Raw genomic sequence first — 22,935 nt, 5'->3', positions numbered from 1 at the left:
TCATTCCTCCTCAAAAGAAATCTCTGGCAACCGAGCAAGAATATCTTCTCGCTTAATCGCCCCCTGGCGTAAGATTTTCACCTTGTCTCCAGACAAATCCAAAATAGTCGAATCCTGTCCAGTTAGAAAAGCGTCGTCCTCCAGACCCAGAACCTCTTGATCAAAATCCTCTAGAATTTGAGCAAAGGTCACTCCACTCGCCTGACCCGAGATATTGGCAGACGGCCCAATCAAGGGTCCTGTCTCTCGAATCAAATCAAGTGTAATGGGGTGACTCGGCATCCGAAATCCCACCGTTGCAAGACCAGAGTTGACCCAATAGGGAACTCGGTCATTGGCTTCGAGGATAATGGTCAAGGGACCTGGTAAAAAGGTCTCTACAAGTTTTTCTAGATAAGTTGGCTGATTCTTTGAAAAGTGTAAGATGTCCTCTAGAGAAGCGACATTAAGATTGAGTGCCTTATCTCTGGGACGACGTTTGAGTTGGTAAACATGGTCGACAGCTTTTTCGTCTAAGGCCTTAGCAAAGAGACCATAAACTGTCTCGGTAGGTAAAACGACTGCCCCGCCCTTTTCCAACTCTTGTCTAATTCTGTCCATCATCAACTACAACCATCCTATCTTGACCAAATTGGTCCTTGAGTGTTCGTACCCGTTTTTCAGGAAGATGTTTCCTAAAAAGCGCAGGAACACTTTGACCTTGCTTGTATCCAATTTCAAGGTAAATCTTACCACCATCTGTGAGATAGTCTTTTGCATCTTCCGCAATTCTGCGATAAATAGCTAGGCCATCCTCATCTGCAAAGAGAGCTAGATGAGGCTCCGAATGTAAAACATTCAAACCAACCTCTGACTCATCTTCACGAGAGATATAGGGTGGATTGGATACAATTATATCATATTTTTCAGAAATTTCTGCAAAACAATCAGATTTTTTAAAAAATATATTAAGATTTTGATTTCTAGCATTCTCTGATGCAACCTCTAAGGCATCTTGGGAAATATCTGCTGCTGTCACTGACCAATCTGGTCTGTTTTTTGCTAATCCAAGAGCTATGGCGCCACTACCTGTTCCGATATCAAGAACTGAAAGGTTCGTCTCAAGATTTTCGGCTAGGATGAGTTCCACCAACTCTTCTGTTTCTGGACGAGGAATCAAAACCCGCTCATCCACTTTTAACTGTATTCCAAAGAAATCTGCGTGACCAATGATATACTGAGCTGGTTTGTGAGCCACTAACTGCTGGTAAATTTCTTCTACAAATTGTTTTTCTTCCTCTGTTACCTCTTGTTGAAGAGCAAAGACAAAGTCCGTAAAAGAGAGATTTTTTAAGCTACGATAGACAAAAGAGAGGCTTTCTGCTTCCTCTCCTTGTCTTATCAACTCTTCTTCAAAATCTGAAAATAATTGAGCTAATTTCATTATTTGTTTAATTCTTCTAATTTTTGTGTTTGGTCATAAAGAACCAAGGCATCCACAACTTCATCCAATTTACCAGATAAAATCGTATCTAGTTTTTGGAGGGTCAAGCCAATACGGTGGTCTGTAACACGGTTTTGTGGGAAGTTATAAGTACGGATTCGTTCTGAACGGTCACCAGTACCGATTGTTGATTTACGCTCAGCGTCTTGTTCATCTTGAGCAATCTGAGCAAAATGGTCAGCAACACGCGCACGGATAATCTTCATAGCCTTCTCACGGTTTTTCTGCTGGGTACGTTCTTCCTGCATCTCAACCTTGATATTGGTTGGCAAGTGAACGATACGAACAGCAGTCGCAACCTTGTTGACGTTCTGTCCACCAGCACCTGATGCGTGGTAGATGTCAACACGAAGGTCTTTTGGATCAATATCGTATTCTACTTCTTCCACTTCAGGCATGACAAGGACTGTCGCAGTTGATGTATGGACACGGCCTTGGCTTTCTGTCACAGGGACACGTTGCACACGGTGGGCACCTGATTCGTACTTAAGTTTAGAATATACAGATTGACCTGAAACCATGGCAACCACTTCTTTGAAACCACCGACACCGTTCATAGAAGCTTCCATGACTTCAAAGCGCCAGCCTTGGGCTTCAGCATACTTTTGGTACATGGTTAGCAAATCTCCAGCGAAAAGCGCCGCTTCGTCACCACCCGCTGCTCCCCGAATTTCAAGGATGATGTTCTTATCATCGTTTGGATCCTTTGGAAGGAGCAAGATTTTGAGTTTTTCTTCGTATTCTTCTTTTTCAGCCTTGGCATCTTTGAGTTCTTGCTTGGCCATTTCCTCCAAGTCCGCATCTCCACCTGATTCCTTAATCATCTCTTCGGCGTCAACGATGTTTTGAAGGACTTGTTTGTACTCACGGTAGGCTGTTACCGTATCACGAGTTGAAGCTTCTTCTTTTGAAAGCTCCATGAAACGTTTGGTGTCAGACACTACATCTGGGTCACTGAGCAATTCTCCTAGTTCTTCATAACGGTCTTCTACAGCTTGTAGTTGATCATAGATGTTCATTTTTTCTCCTTATTTCTCAATTGTTAAATCATAGATTGCTACTACTTCGTTCTCAAATATTTCCCCAGTTTCTTTAAATCCATAACTGAGGTAACAAGATCTTGCATGTTCATTTTCTGGTTCATAAGACAACCAAAGTTTATTGCCTAAACCTGCTGGCGCTGTCCGAACATAGTCCAGCACTTTATCCATAATTGGTTTAAAATATCCTTGATTTTGAAAATTCTTATCAATCATAAAACGAAATAGTAAATAATTTCCACTACTAATTCCGATCTTTTTATCATAAGCTATCATCACAAAACCTATAATTGCATCATTATCATAAACTGCCAATGGAGCTACAAAATCTCCATTTTTAGTGTAAACATATGCTTCAGCTAAACTAATTGCGTTGGTTGCAATGAATTGTTTTTGATATTCCTTGACATCCAAATTCAAAACATCAAAATAATTTCCCATTGTAACATCTCTTAGTTCAATTGTCATAGTTGTGCTCCTTGTTAGATGCTATCATTGGTGCAAAATAATGTTTTCGGCAGACCGAGATATAGGTTTCATTTCCACCGATCTGAATCTGTTCGCCATCATAGACTGGCACACCATCGTGCGTGCGCAACACCATGGTCGCCTTTTTCTTACAATACTGACAGATGGTCTTGATTTCTTCAATCTTGTCTGCTAAAAGCAAGAGGTATTTTGAACCTTCGAACAATTCATTGCGAAAGTCATTCTTCAAACCAAAAGCCATGACAGGTATATCTAGCTCATCAACAACACGAGCTAGATCGTAAACGTGGTGACGCTTGAGAAACTGGGCCTCATCAACCAGCACACAGTATGGTTTCTCAGGTAAGTCTCGGATATAACCAAAGATATCCGTCGTTTCCTCAATCGCAATGGCTGGGCGTTTCATACCAATCCGACTAGATACATAACCAACACCGTCACGCGTATCCAGAGCCGAAGTCATAATCACAACTCCCTTTCCTTGCTCCTCGTAGTTATAGGCCACCTTGAGAATCTCAATCGTCTTACCAGAGTTCATGGTCCCATAACGATAATACAACTGTGCCATGCTTCTATTTCACGTCCATTTCTAAATTTTTGCTACATTCTAGTATATCATAATTTTCTGAAGCTTTAAACGGCAAAATGTGGTAAAATAGAAGAAATCAAAAACTAGTGGAGGAAGCTATTATGCCATTTGTACGCATCGATTTATTTGAAGGACGCACGCTCGAGCAAAAGAAAGCTCTTGCTAAGGAAGTAACGGAAGCTGTTGTCCGTAACACTGGAGCACCTCAATCTGCCGTTCATGTCATCATCAACGATATGCCAGAAGGAACTTACTTCCCACAAGGGGAAATGCGCACCAAATAAACTAGCTTAAGCAGAATTGCTTAGGCTTTTTCAATCTCCAAGTAGCATCCATTGAAGAAATAGTTTAAATTTGTTACAATTTGAAAAGAGACTTGGAGAAATTCCCAAGAAAAGAGCCATTAATTAAAGGAAACATTATGATTACACGTGAATTTGATACCATCGCTGCTATCTCTACTCCACTAGGTGAAGGGGCTATCGGTATTGTCCGCCTGAGCGGAACTGACAGTTTTGCCATTGCGCAAAAGATTTTTAAAGGAAAAGACTTGAATCAGGTTGCCAGCCATACCCTTAACTACGGTCACATCGTTGACCCTCAAACTGGTAAGGTCATGGACGAGGTTATGGTTGGGGCTATGAAGTCTCCAAAAACCTTCACTCGTGAGGATATTATCGAGATTAACACCCACGGTGGGATTGCAGTGACCAATGAAATTCTCCAACTAGCTATCCGTGAAGGAGCTCGGTTGGCAGAACCTGGTGAATTTACCAAGCGTGCCTTTCTAAACGGTCGTGTGGACTTGACTCAGGCTGAAGCGGTGATGGACATCATCCGTGCCAAGACAGACAAGGCCATGAATATCGCAGTCAAACAATTAGACGGTTCTCTTTCTGATCTCATTAATAATACTCGCCAAGAAATCCTCAATACACTTGCCCAAGTTGAGGTCAATATCGACTATCCTGAGTATGACGATGTTGAGGAAGCTACTACTGCTGTTGTCCGCGAGAAGACTATGGAGTTTGAGCAATTGTTAACCGATCTGCTTCGAACAGCTCGTCGCGGTAAGATCCTTCGTGAGGGAATTTCAACTGCTATCATCGGTCGTCCCAATGTTGGGAAATCCAGTCTTCTCAACAATCTCCTTCGTGAAGACAAGGCTATTGTAACGGATATCGCTGGTACTACACGAGATGTTATCGAAGAATACGTCAACATTAACGGGGTTCCTCTCAAATTGATTGATACAGCTGGTATTCGAGAAACAGATGATATCGTGGAACAAATCGGTGTTGAGCGTTCGAAAAAAGCCCTTAAAGAAGCCGACTTGGTACTACTAGTACTAAATGCCAGTGAACCACTGACCGCCCAAGATCGCCAACTCTTAGAAATCAGCCAAGATACCAACCGCATTATTCTACTTAATAAAACTGATCTGCCTGAAGCAATTGAAACTTCAGAACTCCCTGAAGATGTCATCCGTATTTCAGTTCTTAAAAACCAAAACATTGATAAGATCGAAGAGCGTATTAACGATCTCTTCTTTGAAAATGCTGGTTTGGTCGAGCAAGATGCTACTTACCTATCTAATGCCCGTCATATTTCCTTGATTGAAAAAGCAGTTGAAAGCCTACAAGCAGTTAATGAAGGTCTTGAACTAGAGATGCCAGTTGATTTGTTGCAAGTTGACTTGACCCGTACTTGGGAAATTCTCGGAGAAATCACTGGAGATGCCGCACCTGATGAACTCATTACCCAACTCTTTAGCCAATTCTGTTTAGGAAAATAAGAAAAATCCATGATCGTTCGGTCATGGATTTTATTATCTTTATTAGTAATCTGGTCTTAAGACTCCTGTTACGGTTGCCTTAGTCGCTTCATAGTCGCCATCTACGACAACCTTGATAATGCGTTTTGCATCTTCTTCTGGTGCTGGAACTAGAGGTAGACGAGTTGGTCCAGCTTCAAATCCCATATAATTAAGGACTGCCTTAACTGGAGCAGGACTTGGATAAGAGAAGAGGGCGTTAACCTTAGGAATGAATTTACGTTGAATAGCTGCCGCCTTTTTCATATCGCTTTCTGCAATAGCAGTCAACATCTCGTGCATTTCATCTCCATTTGTATGAGATGCAACAGAAATAACCCCGTCCGCACCAAGGTTCATGGCATGGAAAGCATCTCCGTCCTCACCAGTATAGACCAAGAACTCTTCTGGCTTGTGTTCAATCAAGTAAGCCATATTAGCCAGACTAGTACATTCTTTGACCCCAATGATATTTGGATGGTCAGCCAAACGAAGCATGGTTTCTGGAGTCAATTCGACAACTACACGCCCTGGAATGTTATAGATAATAATTGGTAAGTCAGAAGCATCTGCAATTGCCTTAAAGTGCTGGTACATGCCTTCTTGAGAAGGTTTGTTATAGTATGGTACGATCGCAAGACCAGCAGCAAAACCACCAAATTCTGCTACTTCTTTGACAAACTCGATCGAGTCACGCGTATCATTGGTACCTACACCTGCAATCAAAGGAACGCGTCCATTGACAATCTTTTGTACAGCTGCAAAGAGTTCCAACTCTTCATCGTGAGTCAAAGTTGGACTCTCAGCAGTCGTCCCAGCTAGAAGAATTCCATCCGTATGATGGGCCAATAAATGCTCTATAAGGGCTGGGATGGCATCAAAGTTGATGGAACCATCCTCATGGAAAGGGGTAATAAAGGCCGTGATGATTTTACACTCTTTTAAATCTTGATAAGACATGAGAAACACCTCTCTATTTCAAAGAAGGAGTTCATCTGAACTCCTAAACGATATGACTATTTTAATTCAAATTTCAATTCAGCTGTTGGACGAACCAATCCACGTTCGTGAAGCGTTTCTGCAATCTGAACTGAGTTCCAAGCAGCACCTTTGAGAAGATTGTCTGAAACAACCCACATGTGGATTCCTTTTTCTGCATCTAGGTCTTTACGGATACGACCAACAAAAGTATCACGCGAACCCACTGCATTGACGGCTTGAGGATAGATTTGGTGCGCTACGTCATCCTCAAGAACAGCACCTGGAAAGGCTGCGATGGCTGCTTTGACTTCTTCGATTGGTGCCACTTCTTTTGTTTCGATATAAACAGACTCAGAGTGAGCTGACAAGACTGGAATACGTACACAGGTTGCAGATACTGAGATGCCATCATCTTCCATGATTTTCTTAGTTTCCTTAGTCATCTTCATCTCTTCGTAAGTGTAATCATTGTCAGTAAAGACATCGATTTGTGGAAGAGCGTTAAAGGCGATAGGATAGTGTTTCTTGTCACCACCTGAAGGCAAGATTTCCGCATGCAAATCACGTGGGTTTACACCATCATTCAAGACTTCACGAAGTTCCCGTTGTGTTTCAAGAATCGCTCCCATACCAGCACCTGAAACAGCTTGATAAGTTGAAACAATGATACGGTCCAAGCCCCATTTTTGACGAACAGGTTCAAGGGCAACCATCATTTGAATTGTTGAACAGTTGGGGCAGGCAATAATTCCATTGTGGGCATCAAGTGCATGAGCGTTTACTTCTGGAACAACCAATGGTACATCTGGATTTTGACGGAAATAAGATGTGTTATCTACTACTACTGCTCCAGCTTTCACTGCGTATGGTGCATACTTAGCTGATGTAGAACCACCTGCTGAGAAGAGAGCAATGTCAACTCCTTCAAAAGCTGTTTCAGTTGTTTCTTCAATCGTAATATCTTGGTCTTTAAACTTCAAGGTCTTGCCTGCTGAACGTGCAGAAGCAAGGTAACGAATTTTTTCGATAGGAAGTGTTGATTCTTCCAACATTTTTATCATCTGAGCTCCGACAGCACCTGTCGCGCCGACTACAGCAACTGTATATCCCATAAATAACCTCTTTCGGAATTTTCTAAAAATTTCTATAATAGATGTATTATACTACTTTTTCCAGAAATTGAAAAGCATTTATGGGTTATATTTTCTGAAAATTAAAAATCCCTAGCCATTGACTAGGGACTAAGAGGCATCTTCATGTGATGAGCAGGTTCACACAACTCATCAAGGTCCGCTCCTGCGTTATGACCTCCTTATGCTCAATAGTAGTCCGAAGACTACCTATCGACTCATCGCACCTACTATTCTACTAAAGAGAATCACTTTTGTCAACAGACAAAACTCTTTGCTTCACTTATACAGGTGCATAAGAAATATCTTTGAAAAATTTGGGGCAGATTTGGGGCAGACATAACAAAAACCCTTGTAAATCAAGAGTTTTCCTGTCTATCTAATGCTAATTGCCGGGATTGAACCGGCGACCTCATCCTTACCATGGATGCGCTCTGCCAACTGAGCTAAATCAGCTTACCTAAAAAGTATACTATAGTTCCTAGTTCTTGTCAAGCGCTCTCTTTTAATTTTATGGAATGAAAAAAGCTAGATTTAGCAAGAATCTAGCTTATAAACTTCTTATCTTGTTAGATCGATTCGGCGCCCTAATTTTCCGATTAAAATAGCACCTACGATAAGTGATGCAAACTCACCAATTCCCGTAGAGAACCATGTAAAGAAGAATGGAGCTTCTGCAACAATATAGAGTTCTGCTGCAATGGTAATCATTGAAATAGAGAAGAGGATTGAAAAGAAGAAATGATCTTTTCGAATCAAACCATTGAACAGATAGTCTTTCTTGTACTTGCTAAAGAGCCATACACCTAGACTTAGGAAAACTAGGGTAGAGCCCCCGCCGACAAAGACATCTATTGGACCAAAGCTAAAGAAATTTGCAATCATACAACCAATCGTCACACCGATGATATATTTAGGATTGTAAAAGGCTAAGAAATTCATTATCTCTGAAATACGGAACTGGTAGGCACCATAGCTAATGGCATTCAGCGGTGGGGTAATGGTCAAAACAACGTAGATAGCAGCAACAATAGCGATATCTGCCATATCACGAACAGTTAATTTTTTCATGTTTTCTCCTTTAGCGGTTTCCCGCGTAAAATATGCTTGGTGAAAGAAGCTAAGCACCAAGGGTTGAGACTATCAACCTTACCAGTATAGCACAATATAGGACTTTATGCTATACTAAAACCATGAAAAGAATAATAAAGGCATTCTTCGATAACGAAATCCTCTCCTACCTATTTTTCGGTGCTGCTACTACTCTGGTTTCTATCTTATCGCGTTTGGTTATTTACCACATCAGCCACCAGGAAATCCTGGCAACCGTACTCGCAAATCTTATCGGGATTCTCTTTGCCTTTCTCACAAATGATACAATCGTCTTTAAACAAGAGAGAAGGAATTGGTCAACTCGCCTGGCTAAGTTTTTCTTAGCTCGTCTCTCTACACTTGGACTTGACGTTCTTTTAACTTATATCTTCGTTACAACCTTTCCTAATGTTATTGGTCAGTTTGTCGAATATAATATAGATAGGGTTAATACAGTTGAAACCATCCTAGCACAAATCTTGATTATTCTGCTTAATTATATTTTCAGTAAAATCTATATTTTTAAGAGGAGTAACCGAATTCCTTAAGCATCCAGGTTGCTTTTTGTCACAATTTAGGATATAATTATTTAGAAAATTAGGGAAGGAAATTATGAAAATGTTAAAGGATCTTAAAGAATTCTTGCTTCGCGGTAATGTCGTTGACCTTGCTGTCGGTGTAATCATCGCCTCTGCTTTTGGTGCTATTGTAACTTCACTCGTTAACGATATCATCACTCCACTTATCTTGAACCCAGCTTTGAAAGATGCGAACGTTGAACGTATCGCTGAACTTTCATGGAATGGTGTTGGTTACGGTAGCTTCTTGAGCGCTGTTATCAACTTCCTTGTTGTGGGTACAGTTCTCTTCTTCGTTATCAAAGGTATTGAAAAAGCTCAAAATCTTCGTAAAAAAGAGGAAGTGGTTGAGGAAGCTCCTGCTGCTCCAACTGAACTTGAAGTTCTTCAAGAAATCAAAGCTCTTCTTGAGAAAAAATAAGACAGATAAAGGATTTAGCTTGAAGCTAAATCCTTTTTTCTTTACTCTTTTGGTAACTTACCAGCCTTTTCGAGCATTTTCTTAATCAAGTAAGGCATCTTCACATTTCCACGGCCTTTTTTCTCAATGAGTTTTTTGACAAATTCTGGCATCTGAAGGTCGTCTGTCTCTTTCATGATGTCCTTGGTAGTTGCCGAAGGCGCTAACTCATCAAAGGTTTCTTCTTCTGGGAGAAAAGCTTTAAATTCTTTGTATTCATTGACTCTTACAGTAGCAACTAAAGCGTCAATTAAACGGCTATCCGTATTGGGCATCGGTGGACGATGGTAAGTGACACCTAATTCTTGACACAAATCATAACATTCCACATCATTATCGAACAAGACTTCGATGTGCTCACTGATAAAACTTATCGGGACAAAAATATAATGTTCTGGATGTTGCTTTTGTTCTCGTAAATATTCTAAGACATCTGGCTTGATCCAAGGGATTCCAATATCACTTTCGCTCTGCCAAGTATTGGTATACTGGTCGGCTGTTAGGCCGAGTTGTTCAGCAATAAGCTTGCTATTATCGAAAATCTGATCGATATAAGGATCTCCAAAGTCCAAGGCAAAAATGGGGACGCTATGGGCTGAAAAGATTACCTTGAAGGATTCTTCTCCCACATGGTTTCGTAAAATTTTTCTAATCTCATCTGTCCAGAAGTCCAGCAAAGGCTGTTGTTGATACCAGTCCTTAATAACTAAAAATCGGATCTGCTGGCTTTCCAGAAACTTTTCATACCCCATGACTGAGTAAAAAGAATAATGAGGTTCCAAAATCAAGCAGATACATTCTTCAACACCATCAGTTTCCATCTGCTTGATCACGTCTGGGATAAAGGGGCGAGAAAATTTGTTGGCAAAGTAGATACCATACTCCTCCCCTAAACGTTCTTTGAGTAAATTGACCTCCTCACGTGTAATCCGCTGCAAAGGCGTCCCACCGATACGAACATAGTTGTCATAGAGAGTCTGGATTTCGTGGTCTTGGGGTCTAACTCCACGACGAATGTTTGTAAAAAATTCTGCTACTCCTTCAAAACTAATCTCCTCTGGAGATCCAAAGGTCATCATCAATATTGCTTTTTTCATGTTATCATCCTTATGATATTATTTTCACTATCCATTCTATCATGAAAGAAAAAAATAGTAAACGCTTCCGACGTCTACTATTTCTTTTGTTCTTTTGTTTTTTTGTTTTTTTATCTACTCCTCTTTGTCTTTCTCTCCATTCTATGATACAATGAAAAAAATGATAAAAAAGGAGTTTTTATGTCTTATCCGAACCTTCTGGAACGTTTTCTGACCTACGTTAAGGTCAACACGCGTTCTGATGAACACTCTACTACTACTCCAAGTACGCAGAGCCAGGTAGATTTTGCGACCAATGTTCTTCTTCCCGAAATGAAGCGTGTCGGTCTGCAAAACGTCTACTACCTTCCAAATGGTTTTGCCATTGGTACCTTACCAGCCAATGATCCCAGCCTGACACGTAAGATTGGATTTATCTCCCACATGGATACAGCTGATTTTAATGCTGAGGGCGTTAATCCGCAAGTCATCGAAAACTACGATGGTGGAGCTATCGACTTAGGAGATTCTGGTTTTAAACTCGATCCTGCTGATTTCAAGAGCCTTGAGAAATATCCAGGCCAAACGCTTATCACAACTGATGGCACGACCTTGCTGGGCGCCGATGATAAATCAGGTATTGCTGAGATTATGACTGCTATTGAATATCTGACTGCTCATCCCGAAATCAAACACTGTGAAATCCGTGTTGGTTTTGGTCCAGATGAAGAAATCGGTGTTGGAGCTAACAAGTTTGATGCAGAAGACTTTGACGTTGACTTTGCCTATACTGTTGATGGTGGTCCGCTAGGTGAGCTTCAGTACGAGACTTTCTCAGCAGCTGCTGCTGAACTCCATTTCCAAGGACGCAATGTTCACCCTGGTACTGCCAAAGGTCAAATGGTCAATGCCCTTCAGCTGGCGATTGATTTTCATAATCAACTTCCTGAGAAGGACCGACCAGAGCTGACAGAAGATTATCAAGGTTTCTATCATCTTATGGATGTGACAGGTAGTGTCGAGGAGGCGCGTGCAAGCTACATCATCCGTGACTTTGAAAAGGATTCCTTTGAAGCTCGTAAAGCAGCTATGCAGTCTATCGCTGACAAGATGAATCAAAGGTTTGGGAATGATCGCGTGACCTTGACTCTGACAGACCAGTACTACAATATGAAAGAAGTCATCGAGAAAGATATGACACCTATTACTATTGCTAAAGCTGTTATGGAAGATCTAGGAATCACGCCTATTATCGAACCAATTCGTGGTGGAACAGATGGATCTAAGATTTCCTTTATGGGGATCCCAACTCCCAATATCTTTGCGGGTGGGGAAAACATGCATGGACGTTTTGAATACGTCAGCCTTCAGACTATGGAGCGTGCGGTGGATACCATCATTGGCATTGTATCTTATAAAGACTAAAAAAGACGAGGTAGCTCAGCTACTTCGCCTTTCTTTTTATTCATTTGGTTGAGCACTTGTCTCAGACTCACTTTGCGCTTGCTTTTCTGTTGGTTTAGAAGCAGCTGTTTCACTGTCTTTCTCAGACTTAGATTGGCTATCAGTTTTACTTGCTTTTGAACGGAGTTCCTGGTTCAAGCTAATGATTTCTTTAGCTAGAGTGAGGAGACCTTCTTTATCACTGCTTTTGGCTGCAAGTTGATCAAAAAGGGCATCGACACGTTCAAAGTCAGCATCGGATCCTTTGTTATCCTCTAAGTACTTGTGAAGAGAGAGCAAGACATTATAAAGTTTTTGGTAGATGATCACCGTTTGTGGATCCTGTTCTGCTTCTTTTTCCTCTCGTTGGATAGTCGCTGCAATACGATTCAAGAGATCCTCAAGTTGTGTTTTAGCTTCGTCAAGGTCTGCATTTTCCTTTTCAGTAGCCGCTTTGATATTAGCTGCTTCTTCAGCTAGGGATTGTTTGACACCATCTTCTTTGACACGTGCTAGGAGTTGGGCAGCTTTAGTTAGGAGAGCATCCACTTCTTCCTTCTTAACATGGCTAACCCGCTCTTCTGGCATAAAATCACCGTAGAGCTCTTTTAGGAATTCATAGATGGCGGTCTTAGCAGTTTGACTATCTACTTTTTCCGTATCTAGAATAGTCTTACCAGCTTTTGTAGAAACGGGTTCTTCTTTGAGAGCTTCTTCTACTTCTAGCTTAGTTTGGTAAATAGTTGGGAATAACTTGTTCAAGTCGGTTGCTTTGAGGAAAGATTGTGACTGGTAAAGTTCCCATGTCAACTTGGCAACACGGTTCCGAAGTTCTTCTCTCAAACGACCATCAGACACATGTTCATAGAAATACTTGATGTACTCTACTGTTGTAACCCCTGTTCGATCTCGGAAATCTTGCAAGGCCTGCAGTTTCGCTTCAATGGCAGCCAACTCTGTCTCATCCTGTGCTAGTTTTGCTTCCTGCAAATGTACCAAAAGATCTTTCTTAGGCAAGCCATAAGTATCTGTATCCAATGTATTGATCTTATCTACTAGAGCTTGGTACTTCTTATCTAAAGGTGAAGTTTCAACCGGTGCCACACTTTGATCCACATGGATATACTGTTTATCAAAGAGTTCCAAGGCTGCTAGGTATCCAGCAGTTGAGTTTGTTGCCAGTTTTTTCATATTTTCGGTGAACTGCCCCAAAGCAAGTTCAACACGTCTCTGCATGATGGGCTGGTCTTTGTAGAGACTTCTGCTATCTGCTAACAGTTGATCCACTTTAGATAGAACTGTTTGTTCATCAAATGCTCCAGGTTGATAGGTCGATTGTAGGGCTGGAATCTTGTTTTTCAAAGCCACTTCATAGCCCTTAGTTTGAACCTTGATGTAGTGATTGTGGTCTCCGTGAGGAATCACAAAACTACCATTTTCTACCTGTAAACTATAAGGAGATACCCCATCACGTAGGGCAGTCGTATACAGTTCATTTAGAAAATCCAGTTCTGGGTTCCCAGTTTGGAGAGGAATACGAACATGTTCTTTTCGAACAGCATAGGGATGGATATGGGTTGGATCATAAGCTTGATCCGGATTTCCAAAGACAAAGAATCCATTTGAAATGCGAATCGCTTCGAGCGGAACCCCGTAGGTCTGTGAGATATACTTGATTTTTTCTTCATCGCTAGCATCTCTTGAGAAACTTTCCACAGTCTTTGCAAGTGGTTGAACGTGCTGCGGCTGATGATTTTCTTTCAAGTGATCTTGGGCAGCTTTGATTTGGGCCGCAGTCAAGTCCTTCTTAAAGAAATAATGAGCGTGATCTCCATGAGAAACTACAAAACCTTGCTCATCTTCACTAATAACACGATCAGCTGCAAAACCATGATCATGTTCTTCGCCGTGATGGTGGTCATGCTCCTCTCCATCATGGTCATGGTCTTCATGGTTGGTATCCTGACTTCCATGGCCACCATCTTGGTCATGATGATGATCTGGTTGAGCTGGATGTTCTGCTGGTTTGCTTGGATTTTCCAAAGGTGTTGGCTTCCCACTGTCGCTAGCAAGAGGAATCATACGAGCAATCTTTTCTTCCAAGGCAGAAAGCTTTGTATATGGGATGAAATGATAGTGATTTCCGTGTGGAATCGCTACGCCACTTGGTGTTCTGCTTGAAATCTTAGCAGGGTCAAAAATCAAGCCATCTGATTCAGCATAACGTTGACTACTTGGAAGAGCATAGAGTTGCTGCAATAGACTCTGTAAGCTCTCTTCTGGATTGCTTGGTCTTTCAGCTTCTTGACTCGGATTGCTAGTTTGACTAGTTGTGTTTGGACTCGGACGATAGTCAGTCACACTTGCTTGTTGTCTAGTTCCAGAAAGGTAGGCTTGGGCAGCAGCTAATTCGCTAGCAGACAAGGAACTCTTAGGAATGTAGTGGTAATGTCCACCATGAGGGACAATATAAGCATCACCAGTATCCTCTATAATATCAGATGGATTAAAGATGTAACCATCATCGGTAGTATATCGTCCTTGCGATTGCGCAAGCGCCACTGCACTGTTAGAGGTTGGTGCATCATGAGTATGACCTTGTTTTTGGCGCTCAATTTCGCCCTTCGTACGAATATTATCAGCATGAGCCGCGTCTTTAAGGTAGACATAATACTTACCATCCACCTTGATAATGTAGCCACCTTTTATTTCGTTGACAATATCAGCGTCTTTCAGTTGATAATTGGCATCTTTCATCAACAGTTCTTCGCTGAAAATCGCGTCAAAAGGAACTTTACCATTGTAATAATGGAAATGATCACCATGTGAAGTCACATAACCTTGATCGGTGATTTTTACAACAATTTGTTCAGCCTGAATGTCTTCTTTTTTGCTAACTTGATCTGGTGTCTGATTCTCTGTTTTTTTAGTGTCTTGCTTCCCATCAACATAAGACACACGGTTATTATCTTTGTTTTCTTCTACCTGGTGTTGGTTCAATGCATAGATGCAAAGGCTTAGGGAAAGGACAAGAGCCGATCCTGCTGCAAGGTATTTCTTCTTCATTTCATCATCTCCTTATTTTAATTCTTCTGCAAGAACATTCATGTTTTCTTCTAGATTTTCTAAGTAAGTTTTGTCATTTTCAGGATCTGCTTCCAAAGGATTGAGTGTCTTTAGACTAACTCCCGTTGATTTAACCAAGGTCTCAGCGACTTTAGAAGAAGCGTTGCTCTCAGTAAAAATAGTTTTGACCTTATAGGTTTTGACAAATTCTTGGATTTCTGTCAACTGTCTGGGACTTGGCTCTTGTTCAGGAGAGATACCTGCAATTCCAAGTTGTTTCAAGCCAAACCGATTAGCAAGGTAAGAAAAGGCTGTGTGTTGTGTAACAAAGGTCTTTTGACTCGCTTTTTCAAAAATAGGCTGGTACTTCTTAGTCAATTCTTGGGCTTTAGCGATAAAGTTTTTAGCATTTTTTTGATACGTTTCCTTATTGGCACTATCAATCTCCGAAAGTTTGTCAGCGATAATCTGAGCTTCTTCACCTGCTTTTTCTGGATCTAACCAAGTATGTGGATCATAGAGTGTTTTTTCATCGATGCCGTCACCAGCTTCTACATCTTCCAAACCTGGTACACGCTCCAAGGTCATTCCTTCAGAAGCTTCTAAAACCTTAACTTTTGAGTTTTTCAAGTTTGGATCCAAACTTCCCGCCCAAGATTCGAGCGTATGAGAGTGGTAGACAAAGACATCCGCGTCATAGATAGCAGCAATGTCATTCGCTGAAGGTTCATATGAGTGAATCCCACTACTTGACTGAATCATCCGTACGTCATTCAAGTCACCTGATACCTCTTTGACCATGGCATAGATTGGGTAAAAACTTGTTACAATCTTCATCCCTTTTGCTTCTTGTTTTTCTTTTTGGCTACATGCTCCTAAGACAAGAACCAAGAGACTTACCACTAATAATAGAAATATTCTTTTTTTCATCGTTACTCCTTAACTAGTATTTAACCATTTAATTAACTAGTAAATAGTTTATCTTTATTTACACTATATGTCAAGATATTTTCATGAAAAAAATGAGAATTAGAACTTACATTCTATTCTCATTTTCGATTTTATCTTTTCTAGATCTCCTATCCTGTTTTTAGGATCTAGAAAATGCTTCTACCTTTACTTGCTCTCCTTTAATAAAGCCAACAACTTTTCAGCTTCTGCCATAATGGTATTGTTATCCTGGGCGCCAAATAGCAAGTTATTCTTTAATCCCGTGAGAGTTTCTTTGGCATTGGACTTGATAATGGGGTCTTGAATTTTTGCAAGTAAATCTTCAGCCTCTCTCAACTTCGCTTCAACCTTTTCAGTCTCAACCTGAGTTTCTTCTGGCTCCTCTGGTGATTCTTCCTCAGGTTCCTCAGTTGGTTTTGGAGACTCTGGTTTCTCACTCTGCGGTTTCTCTTCGCGAGGTTTTTCTTCCTCAGGTTTTTCTGTCCGAGGTTTCTCCACTGATGGTTTTTCAGTATGATTATTATCAGCTTGACCATTTTGGTTTCTTTGAACATGGTCACTTGCATTGCCCCATCCACTATCTGAATGCGGACGTTCGTTTGGATGTTCTACATAGTACTTCACAGTCGCAAAGAGATCCTCTAAAGTATACCCCTTAGGAGCCTCATAAAGACCTTCGTCAAACCACTCAAATTTGATGTTATGGTAATGGTCATAATGAGGAATAATCAAGCTTCCGTTTTTGACTTCCACAGTATGTTGGAGATTGTAAGGCATACGATCAAGTGGCACCTTCTTAGCTGCTTTCACGCGGTTGTAGATAGCTTCTGCTCCCTTAGCCTCACTATTTCCTGAATTCTGATGGTCTGTCGAAGGAGGCGTTAAACCTTTCTCTTTAGCATAAGCCTGGGCTGCCGCTCTTTCAGCTTCAGACAAACTATCTTTCTTAATCCAATGACTATGGGTCATATGTGGAGTTACATAGGCATCCCCCTCATCACTGGTGATATCACGAGGATCAAAGATATAGCCATCTTCCGTTGTATACTTGCCTGCCAACTTGGCTACTTGAATCTCATCATCAGTATAAGCAATTTGCGCATTTGATTTTCCTAAACGTTCCGGATGACGAATCGGTGCTAGGAAGGCCAGGATATCATCGACCAACTGGACTTTATCACTTGAGGCATCGTTGAGTCGTTCCAACAGTTTATCCAAAGCATCAAATTCAGCTTGACGCCCTTTATTATCAAGTAAGTCTTGATGAACTCTTGCTAGTAAATCATAAGCCTTATTGTAAAATCCTTGATCACCAGATGGGAGGTTGGTTTTCTTAGCTCCGAGCTTATGAGACAAACTTTCTTGCTTGTCTAGTTTACTATCAACGGCCGCAGCAGTTTCTGCTGAAAGCTTCTTGGCAGGAATATAACGTGAGATTCCATTCTCCTCAAATACATAGCCATCAGCTACTTTTCGAATCACCTGTTTAACTAATTTTTCGTCAATTGGATTGCTTGGAGATGGTTGAGGATTTGGTGCAGGTTGCGGGCTTGGACTAGGTTCCGGAGTCGGTTGTGGACTTGGTTCTTCTGGTCTTGAATCTGGTACCCAATGGTTTGAACGATAACGAAGGGGAATAGTACGAGCAATTCGTTCTTCCAATTCAGACATTTGTTCATAAGGGATAAAGTGGTAATGGTTACCATGAGGCACAGCAACTCCTCTAGCTGTTCGACTTGTAATCTGTGCTGGGTCGAAGACAAGGCCATCAGATTCTACGTGTCGTTGGCTCAGAGGCAGTTTGTAGAGCTGTTTCAAAAGACTATCAATGTCATCACTTTGACTTGCTTGACTATCGTCGCTACTGTTGTTAGATGTGTTCATGTTCGTATAGCCACTGCCTTGATTATTATAGGATGGGATCCATCTATCTACATCGCTACTGGTACTGTTGTTATTGGTACGGCGATAAGTAGGCTTATTTGATTGACCACTTCTACCAGATAGGAAGGCTTCTGCAGCAGCCAATTCTCTGGCTGATAACTCACTCTTAGGAATGTAATGGTAATGGTTGCCATGAGGAACGATATAAGCATCACCAGTATCTTCAATGATATCAGAAGCATTAAAGATATAACCATCATCTGTGGTGTAGCGTCCTTGTGAACGTGCCAAGGCTACCGCACCATCGTTTGCTGAAGTCCCTCCTTCACGATGCTGACTGTGCTCTTGTTTTTGTCGATTGATTTCTTCTTTCGTACGGACATTATCTGCATGGGCCGCATCCTTAAGGTAGACATAGTATTTTCCGTCCACCTTGATAACATAACCACCCTTGATTTCACTGACAATATCCTCATCTTTTAGTGTATAGTTTGGATCCTTCATCAGCAACTCTTCACTGATGATAGCGTCGTAAGGAACCTTACCATTGTAATAATGATAGTGGTCACCGTGTGAAGTGACATAGCCCTGGTCTGTTATCTTGATGACGATTTGTTCGGCATTGATACCTTCTTTTTTACTAACCTCATCAGGAGTGAGATCCTCCGTTTTTTGTGCTGCTTGTTTACCATCAACGTAAGACACACGGTTATTTTCTTTGACCGTTCTAGCTTGATACAGTCCCAACTCATAAGAACAAACACTTAAAATCAAGGCTGCCGCAGAACCTGCTAGGTATTTTTTATTAATTTTCATCGAAACTCTCTTTCTTTTTGATATTTCTAGTTGCAATTCATTTCTAAATTGCAGAAACTCCTCTCTAAAAGTTAACTGGTTAATAGTTTACTCCTAAATTTTCAACTTGTCAAGAATTTTATGAACCAGTTAACGATTTTTTTGTTTTCTACACTATCTTCTACCTGAACAGTCTGATTTGAGAATCCTATATTGAAAATCAATCACCAAATTTTTAAAACAAAAAATCCCTGCAACTGAGTTGCAAGGACCTTTCAATTAATCAAAGTCAACGTATTCTTTTTGAAGTTCAAGAACTTCTTCCATTGTTGAGCATTCTGTAAGGGCACGGTTTGCGTACTCTTCCATCTTAGCTGTGTCGAGTTTCTTCATCAAGCTACGTGTACGAAGGACAGATGTTGCTGACATAGAGAACTCATCCAAGCCCATTCCGACAAGAAGTGGAACAGCTTTTTGGTCACCAGCCATCTCACCACACATACCTGCCCATTTACCTTCAGCGTGAGCTGCTTTGATAACGTTGTTAATCAAACGTAGGATTGATGGGTTATATGGTTGATAAAGGTATGAAACTTGCTCATTCATACGGTCTGCTGCCATTGTGTATTGGATCAAGTCGTTTGTACCAATTGAGAAGAAGTCAACTTCTTTAGCAAATTGGTCTGCAAGCATAGCCGCTGCAGGAATCTCGATCATGATACCAACTTGGATATTATCCGCAACTGCAACACCTTCAGCAAGAAGGTTTGCTTTTTCTTCGTCAAAGACTGCTTTGGCTGCACGGAATTCTTTCAAGAGCGCAACCATTGGGAACATGATACGCAATTGACCGTGTACAGACGCACGAAGAAGGGCACGGATTTGAGTGCGGAACATAGCATCTCCAGTTTCAGAAATAGAGATACGAAGGGCACGGAATCCAAGGAATGGGTTCATTTCGTGAGGCATATCGAAGTAAGGAAGTTCCTTATCTCCACCGATATCCATTGTACGAACGACAACAGGTTTACCGTTCATTCCTTCAAGTACGGCTTTGTAAGCTTCATACTGCTCGTCTTCTGTTGGGAAGTCTTGAGAATCCATGTACAAGAACTCTGTACGGTAAAGACCGACAGCTTCGGCACCGTTGGCATTGACACCTTCAACGTCTTTTGGAGTACCGATATTAGCAGCCAATTCAAAGTGTTTACCATCAGCAGTCACTGTTTGAGCATCTTTCAAAAGTGCCCATTCAGCTTTTTGCTTCGCATAAGCTTCACCAGCAGCCTTGAATTCTGCCGCTTGCTCATCAGTTGGGTTGATAATCACTTCACCAGTGATACCGTTAACAGCCAGGATATCACCATCTTTAACAATTTCAGTGATGTTGTTTGTACCTAATACTGCCGCGATTTCAAGTGTACGCGCCATGATAGCTGAGTGGCTTGTACGTCCACCAATGTTGGTTACAAAAGCTTTTACAAAGTTTTTGTCCAATTGAGCTGTATCTGAAGGAGTCAAGTCATGCGCAATCACGATCACTTCTTCATTGATAGAAGCTGGGTTTGGCAATTTTTTACCAAGGAGATTTGCCAATACACGTTTTGTTACGTCGCGGATATCCGCTGCACGTTCTTGCATGTATGGGTTGTCTTCCATGCCTTCAAAGATAGTGATAAACATGTCTGTCACTTCTTTCAGACCTGCCTCTGCATTCACTTTCTTCGCACGGATTGTTTCCTTGATTTGACTGATCATTTCTGGGTCAGCAAGAACCATTAAGTGAGCGTCAAAAACTTGAGCAGCTTCTTCACCGAGCGTACCTACTGCTTTCTCACGAATAACAGAAAGCTCGTCTTGTGATGCTTTTAGAGCGGCATCAAGGCGAGCTTCTTCTGCGTTTGTATCTTCGACTGTAATAGTCTCAAATGACAAATCCGGTTGAACGAGTAGATATGCTTTTGCAACTGCAACACCGTCTGATGCTGCGATTCCTTTAAGCATTTCTGTCATTTTCCTTATGCCAATCCTTCTTTTTCCATAGTTTCAGTGATTGCAGCGATTGCATCGTCAGCATCTGCACCTTCAGCTGAAATTGTAACATCAGCACCTTGGCCAACACCAAGACTCATAACACCCATGATTGATTTAAGGTTTACTGATTTACCTTTGTACTCAAGAGTGATATCTGAAGCAAATTTGCTAGCTGTTTGAACCAACAATGTTGCTGGACGTGCATGAATACCTGTTTCTGCCACTACGTGGAAATCTTTAGAAGCCATAGTTTGACTCTCCTTTAGTTATTTCTTTTTTGGATTATATGTGATAACCCTTACAAGACTGTATTATATCACCTTCTAGATAATTTTTCAAGTATTTTATGGACTTTTACTGAAAATGAAATTGCTTCTTTTTCTATCATACAGGTACTATGGGAAATTTAGGCACTAATTATTAAAAGAATATTACCTTCAAAATTCCAATTTTCAAAGCTATTTTCCCTTAATACCAATCAGAGGACAATCCTAGTAAATAATGAAATAATACTATTTAACTATAATTAATATAACTCAGTAAATCTATTATTTGAAAAGACTTCATCAAATACTAAATACTGAAATTCTAAAACCTACTCTTACCATCAACAGTAGAGAATTTATCCAATTTGCTACTTAAAGTAAAATAAGTTTGTAGCCCCTAACAGTAAAAAGGTAGATATATCTAAGTGGTATAAGTAGAACTAAAACTTTGATTGATTCCATTCAAATAAAGTATCCAACCAATCAAAAACGACATTATGGGCGAGTCTTAGATTATTGACTTGGCAATGAGCGTCCGCACCACTTTCCGCCTCAAATACTTGAAGTTTAGTTTGTTGATTTTTAGATTTAAGTGCTTCATAAATTACCTTAGTTTGATGCTGCAGTTCAGCACCCTCACCCTTTCCCATAATAAACAGGCATGGGCATTGAATTTTTTGATAATCCACAATCTTTGCATGGTTAAATACATCATCAATAGCACTCTTAAAATCAGAAGTACCAAACTGCCATGCATACTTTTTAAGATTTAAATTTGCTGATTCATTCAAATTTCCAGCTAATTTTAAAATGGCATTTATTAACCAACTAGGTGCTTTCAAACTTGATCCAAATTCTTTTCTGAAAAGTTCTGCAACGTCGTAAATAGGGGTACTAGCAATCCAAGCATGAATTCTTGGATCCTTTTCGACAGCTTGTGCGGTAAAATATCCCCCTCCGCTGACACCATAAATAGCTAAATAATTTAGTTTAGGATTTCTATTTTCCAACCAGTCTATGCATAATGAAATTGGAATAGAAGCATCCACATCAAAGACCAGCCCTCTACTAGGATTGCTCCCTTGACCAGGAAGGTCAACCATTAAAACATTATAATTTCGTATCCATCCAGGATATCCTGCAAAGTAAAATAAATCTTCGCGATAAGTATCACCTCCACCAATCATGATTAGCGTTGGACAATTATCGCCGCTATGAAGATAATACCCAGGCAAGTAAGAACCCTGATAGGGAATAGTTAGTTTTTCAATCGGTACACCTAGTGAATGAATTGCACTAGAAAACACCTTCTCCATTTGACGAACGGTCGGTAAATACTCGTCAGAAAATGGATCGGTAAACTGAATTGCCGAGCGAAGTGAGTAGGTCTGTGCAAGATAATACTGCGCCTTTGTTTGTTCACTCAATCCTGAATTACTTGCTTCTTGTTCAAGGTAGTTTACATGCGATAAAAATACATTTTTCCAGTCATCAGGCTTTGGTGAGTTCCCCAATCTTTGAGCAAGATAATAAAGCTCTCCATGAGAGAAACCAAAAATTTCACCGATTCCTAACAACCAATTAAAGAAAAAATCCGTATCACCATTCTTAAAAAATATTTGAGTTGATTGCCGTTTTAAAATAACATCATTTTCTTTCACCACGCGCCTCCTAATTCTGTGTTCTTTCATTTATTTAATCTAATTATAATCTGATAACATTCTCTATCAAACAAAAGCATCCAGATATCCATTTTTTAATCTTA

At 40.7% G+C, this 22,935-nt stretch carries 20 protein-coding genes, 1 tRNA gene and 1 riboswitch; of the genes, 5 read left to right on the top strand and 16 right to left on the bottom strand.

All coding sequences use genetic code 11. The annotated features are described in order from the left end of the window. Genes KIH88_RS04460 through KIH88_RS04440 form a run of 5 tightly spaced genes read right to left on the bottom strand, consistent with a single transcriptional unit; the run spans position 1 to position 3,580 of the window. The gene (locus tag KIH88_RS04460) at positions 1 to 603 is read right to left on the bottom strand and encodes an L-threonylcarbamoyladenylate synthase (protein WP_084873038.1); all 603 of its coding nucleotides are present in this window, start codon (positions 601 to 603) and stop codon (positions 1 to 3) included. Continuing rightward, the gene (gene prmC, locus KIH88_RS04455) at positions 587 to 1,423 is read right to left on the bottom strand and encodes a peptide chain release factor N(5)-glutamine methyltransferase (RefSeq protein ID WP_084873036.1); all 837 of its coding nucleotides are present in this window, start codon (positions 1,421 to 1,423) and stop codon (positions 587 to 589) included. The genes KIH88_RS04460 and prmC overlap by 17 nt, the downstream gene beginning before the upstream one ends. Then, positions 1,423 to 2,502: a peptide chain release factor 1 gene (gene prfA, locus KIH88_RS04450; RefSeq protein WP_001028815.1), complete on the bottom strand. Its 1,080-nt coding sequence runs from the start codon at positions 2,500 to 2,502 to the stop codon at positions 1,423 to 1,425. Before prfA ends, prmC begins: the two co-directional genes overlap by 1 nt. Positions 2,503 to 2,511: 9 nt before the next feature. Then, entirely contained in the window at positions 2,512 to 2,991 is a 480-nt protein-coding gene (locus KIH88_RS04445) for a GNAT family N-acetyltransferase (RefSeq protein WP_213988512.1), read from the bottom strand. After that, positions 2,981 to 3,580 (bottom strand): thymidine kinase, encoded by a 600-nt coding sequence (locus KIH88_RS04440; RefSeq protein WP_213988511.1) that lies wholly within the window; start codon positions 3,578 to 3,580, stop codon positions 2,981 to 2,983. Before KIH88_RS04440 ends, KIH88_RS04445 begins: the two co-directional genes overlap by 11 nt. A gap of 122 nt (positions 3,581 to 3,702) precedes the next feature. On the opposite strand from KIH88_RS04440, the gene KIH88_RS04435 reads away from it, so the two are divergent. Then, positions 3,703 to 3,885, top strand: a complete 183-nt coding sequence (locus tag KIH88_RS04435; RefSeq protein ID WP_001117401.1) for a 4-oxalocrotonate tautomerase — start codon at positions 3,703 to 3,705, stop codon at positions 3,883 to 3,885. Between the two features lie 137 nt (positions 3,886 to 4,022). Beyond that, entirely contained in the window at positions 4,023 to 5,396 is a 1,374-nt protein-coding gene (mnmE, locus tag KIH88_RS04430; protein WP_213988510.1) for a tRNA uridine-5-carboxymethylaminomethyl(34) synthesis GTPase MnmE, read from the top strand. Positions 5,397 to 5,438: 42 nt separating this feature from the next. Here the strand turns inward: mnmE and dapA are convergent, their stop codons facing one another. From dapA to KIH88_RS04410, 4 genes are all read right to left on the bottom strand, one after another. Beyond that, positions 5,439 to 6,374: a 4-hydroxy-tetrahydrodipicolinate synthase gene (gene dapA / locus KIH88_RS04425; protein ID WP_000121610.1), complete on the bottom strand. Its 936-nt coding sequence runs from the start codon at positions 6,372 to 6,374 to the stop codon at positions 5,439 to 5,441. Between the two features lie 56 nt (positions 6,375 to 6,430). After that, the gene (locus KIH88_RS04420; RefSeq protein ID WP_213988509.1) at positions 6,431 to 7,507 is read right to left on the bottom strand and encodes an aspartate-semialdehyde dehydrogenase; all 1,077 of its coding nucleotides are present in this window, start codon (positions 7,505 to 7,507) and stop codon (positions 6,431 to 6,433) included. Positions 7,508 to 7,908: 401 nt separating this feature from the next. Beyond that, positions 7,909 to 7,981, bottom strand: a tRNA-Thr gene (locus tag KIH88_RS04415). 105 nt (positions 7,982 to 8,086) lie between these two features. Then, positions 8,087 to 8,596: a QueT transporter family protein gene (locus tag KIH88_RS04410; protein ID WP_213988508.1), complete on the bottom strand. Its 510-nt coding sequence runs from the start codon at positions 8,594 to 8,596 to the stop codon at positions 8,087 to 8,089. Then, positions 8,594 to 8,690, bottom strand: a riboswitch (PreQ1 riboswitch). Its footprint overlaps the gene before it by 3 nt. Before the next feature lie 28 nt (positions 8,691 to 8,718). Here KIH88_RS04410 and KIH88_RS04405 point away from each other — a divergent pair. After that, positions 8,719 to 9,165, top strand: a complete 447-nt coding sequence (locus KIH88_RS04405) for a GtrA family protein (protein WP_213988507.1) — start codon at positions 8,719 to 8,721, stop codon at positions 9,163 to 9,165. A gap of 70 nt (positions 9,166 to 9,235) precedes the next feature. Continuing rightward, a complete protein-coding gene (gene mscL, locus KIH88_RS04400) occupies positions 9,236 to 9,616 on the top strand; it encodes a large conductance mechanosensitive channel protein MscL (RefSeq protein ID WP_125840313.1) in 381 nt (126 codons plus the stop codon). Between the two features lie 41 nt (positions 9,617 to 9,657). Here mscL and hemH read toward each other — a convergent pair whose 3' ends face one another. Further along, positions 9,658 to 10,752 carry a ferrochelatase gene (gene hemH, locus KIH88_RS04395; RefSeq protein ID WP_125840197.1) on the bottom strand — a complete coding sequence of 365 codons (1,095 nt, stop codon included), beginning with the start codon at positions 10,750 to 10,752 and terminating at the stop codon, positions 9,658 to 9,660. 180 nt (positions 10,753 to 10,932) lie between these two features. On the opposite strand from hemH, the gene pepT reads away from it, so the two are divergent. Continuing rightward, positions 10,933 to 12,156 (top strand): peptidase T, encoded by a 1,224-nt coding sequence (gene pepT / locus KIH88_RS04390; protein ID WP_213988506.1) that lies wholly within the window; start codon positions 10,933 to 10,935, stop codon positions 12,154 to 12,156. A gap of 36 nt (positions 12,157 to 12,192) precedes the next feature. On the opposite strand, the gene KIH88_RS04385 is transcribed toward pepT, so the two are convergent. The 6 genes from KIH88_RS04385 to KIH88_RS04360 form a co-directional block, all read right to left on the bottom strand. Beyond that, a complete protein-coding gene (locus KIH88_RS04385) occupies positions 12,193 to 15,240 on the bottom strand; it encodes a pneumococcal-type histidine triad protein (protein WP_213988505.1) in 3,048 nt (1,015 codons plus the stop codon). A gap of 12 nt (positions 15,241 to 15,252) precedes the next feature. Next, positions 15,253 to 16,170: a metal ABC transporter solute-binding protein, Zn/Mn family gene (locus tag KIH88_RS04380; protein WP_213988504.1), complete on the bottom strand. Its 918-nt coding sequence runs from the start codon at positions 16,168 to 16,170 to the stop codon at positions 15,253 to 15,255. A 186-nt stretch (positions 16,171 to 16,356) separates the two neighbouring features. Beyond that, entirely contained in the window at positions 16,357 to 18,891 is a 2,535-nt protein-coding gene (locus KIH88_RS04375; protein WP_213988503.1) for a pneumococcal-type histidine triad protein, read from the bottom strand. 258 nt (positions 18,892 to 19,149) lie between these two features. Beyond that, positions 19,150 to 20,883: a phosphoenolpyruvate--protein phosphotransferase gene (ptsP, locus tag KIH88_RS04370; protein WP_025171716.1), complete on the bottom strand. Its 1,734-nt coding sequence runs from the start codon at positions 20,881 to 20,883 to the stop codon at positions 19,150 to 19,152. Positions 20,884 to 20,888: 5 nt separating this feature from the next. Beyond that, positions 20,889 to 21,152: a phosphocarrier protein HPr gene (locus tag KIH88_RS04365; RefSeq protein ID WP_000146948.1), complete on the bottom strand. Its 264-nt coding sequence runs from the start codon at positions 21,150 to 21,152 to the stop codon at positions 20,889 to 20,891. Between the two features lie 458 nt (positions 21,153 to 21,610). Further along, positions 21,611 to 22,831, bottom strand: coding sequence for an alpha/beta hydrolase family protein (locus KIH88_RS04360; RefSeq protein WP_000661897.1), 1,221 nt, complete (start codon positions 22,829 to 22,831; stop codon positions 21,611 to 21,613). Positions 22,832 to 22,935 lie beyond the last annotated feature (104 nt).

The organism is Streptococcus oralis (assembly GCF_018448765.2).
Classification (GTDB): domain Bacteria; phylum Bacillota; class Bacilli; order Lactobacillales; family Streptococcaceae; genus Streptococcus; species Streptococcus oralis_BM.
Note: the sequence above shows the minus strand (reverse complement) of the source record. Positions and strands in the feature narration are given on the sequence as shown.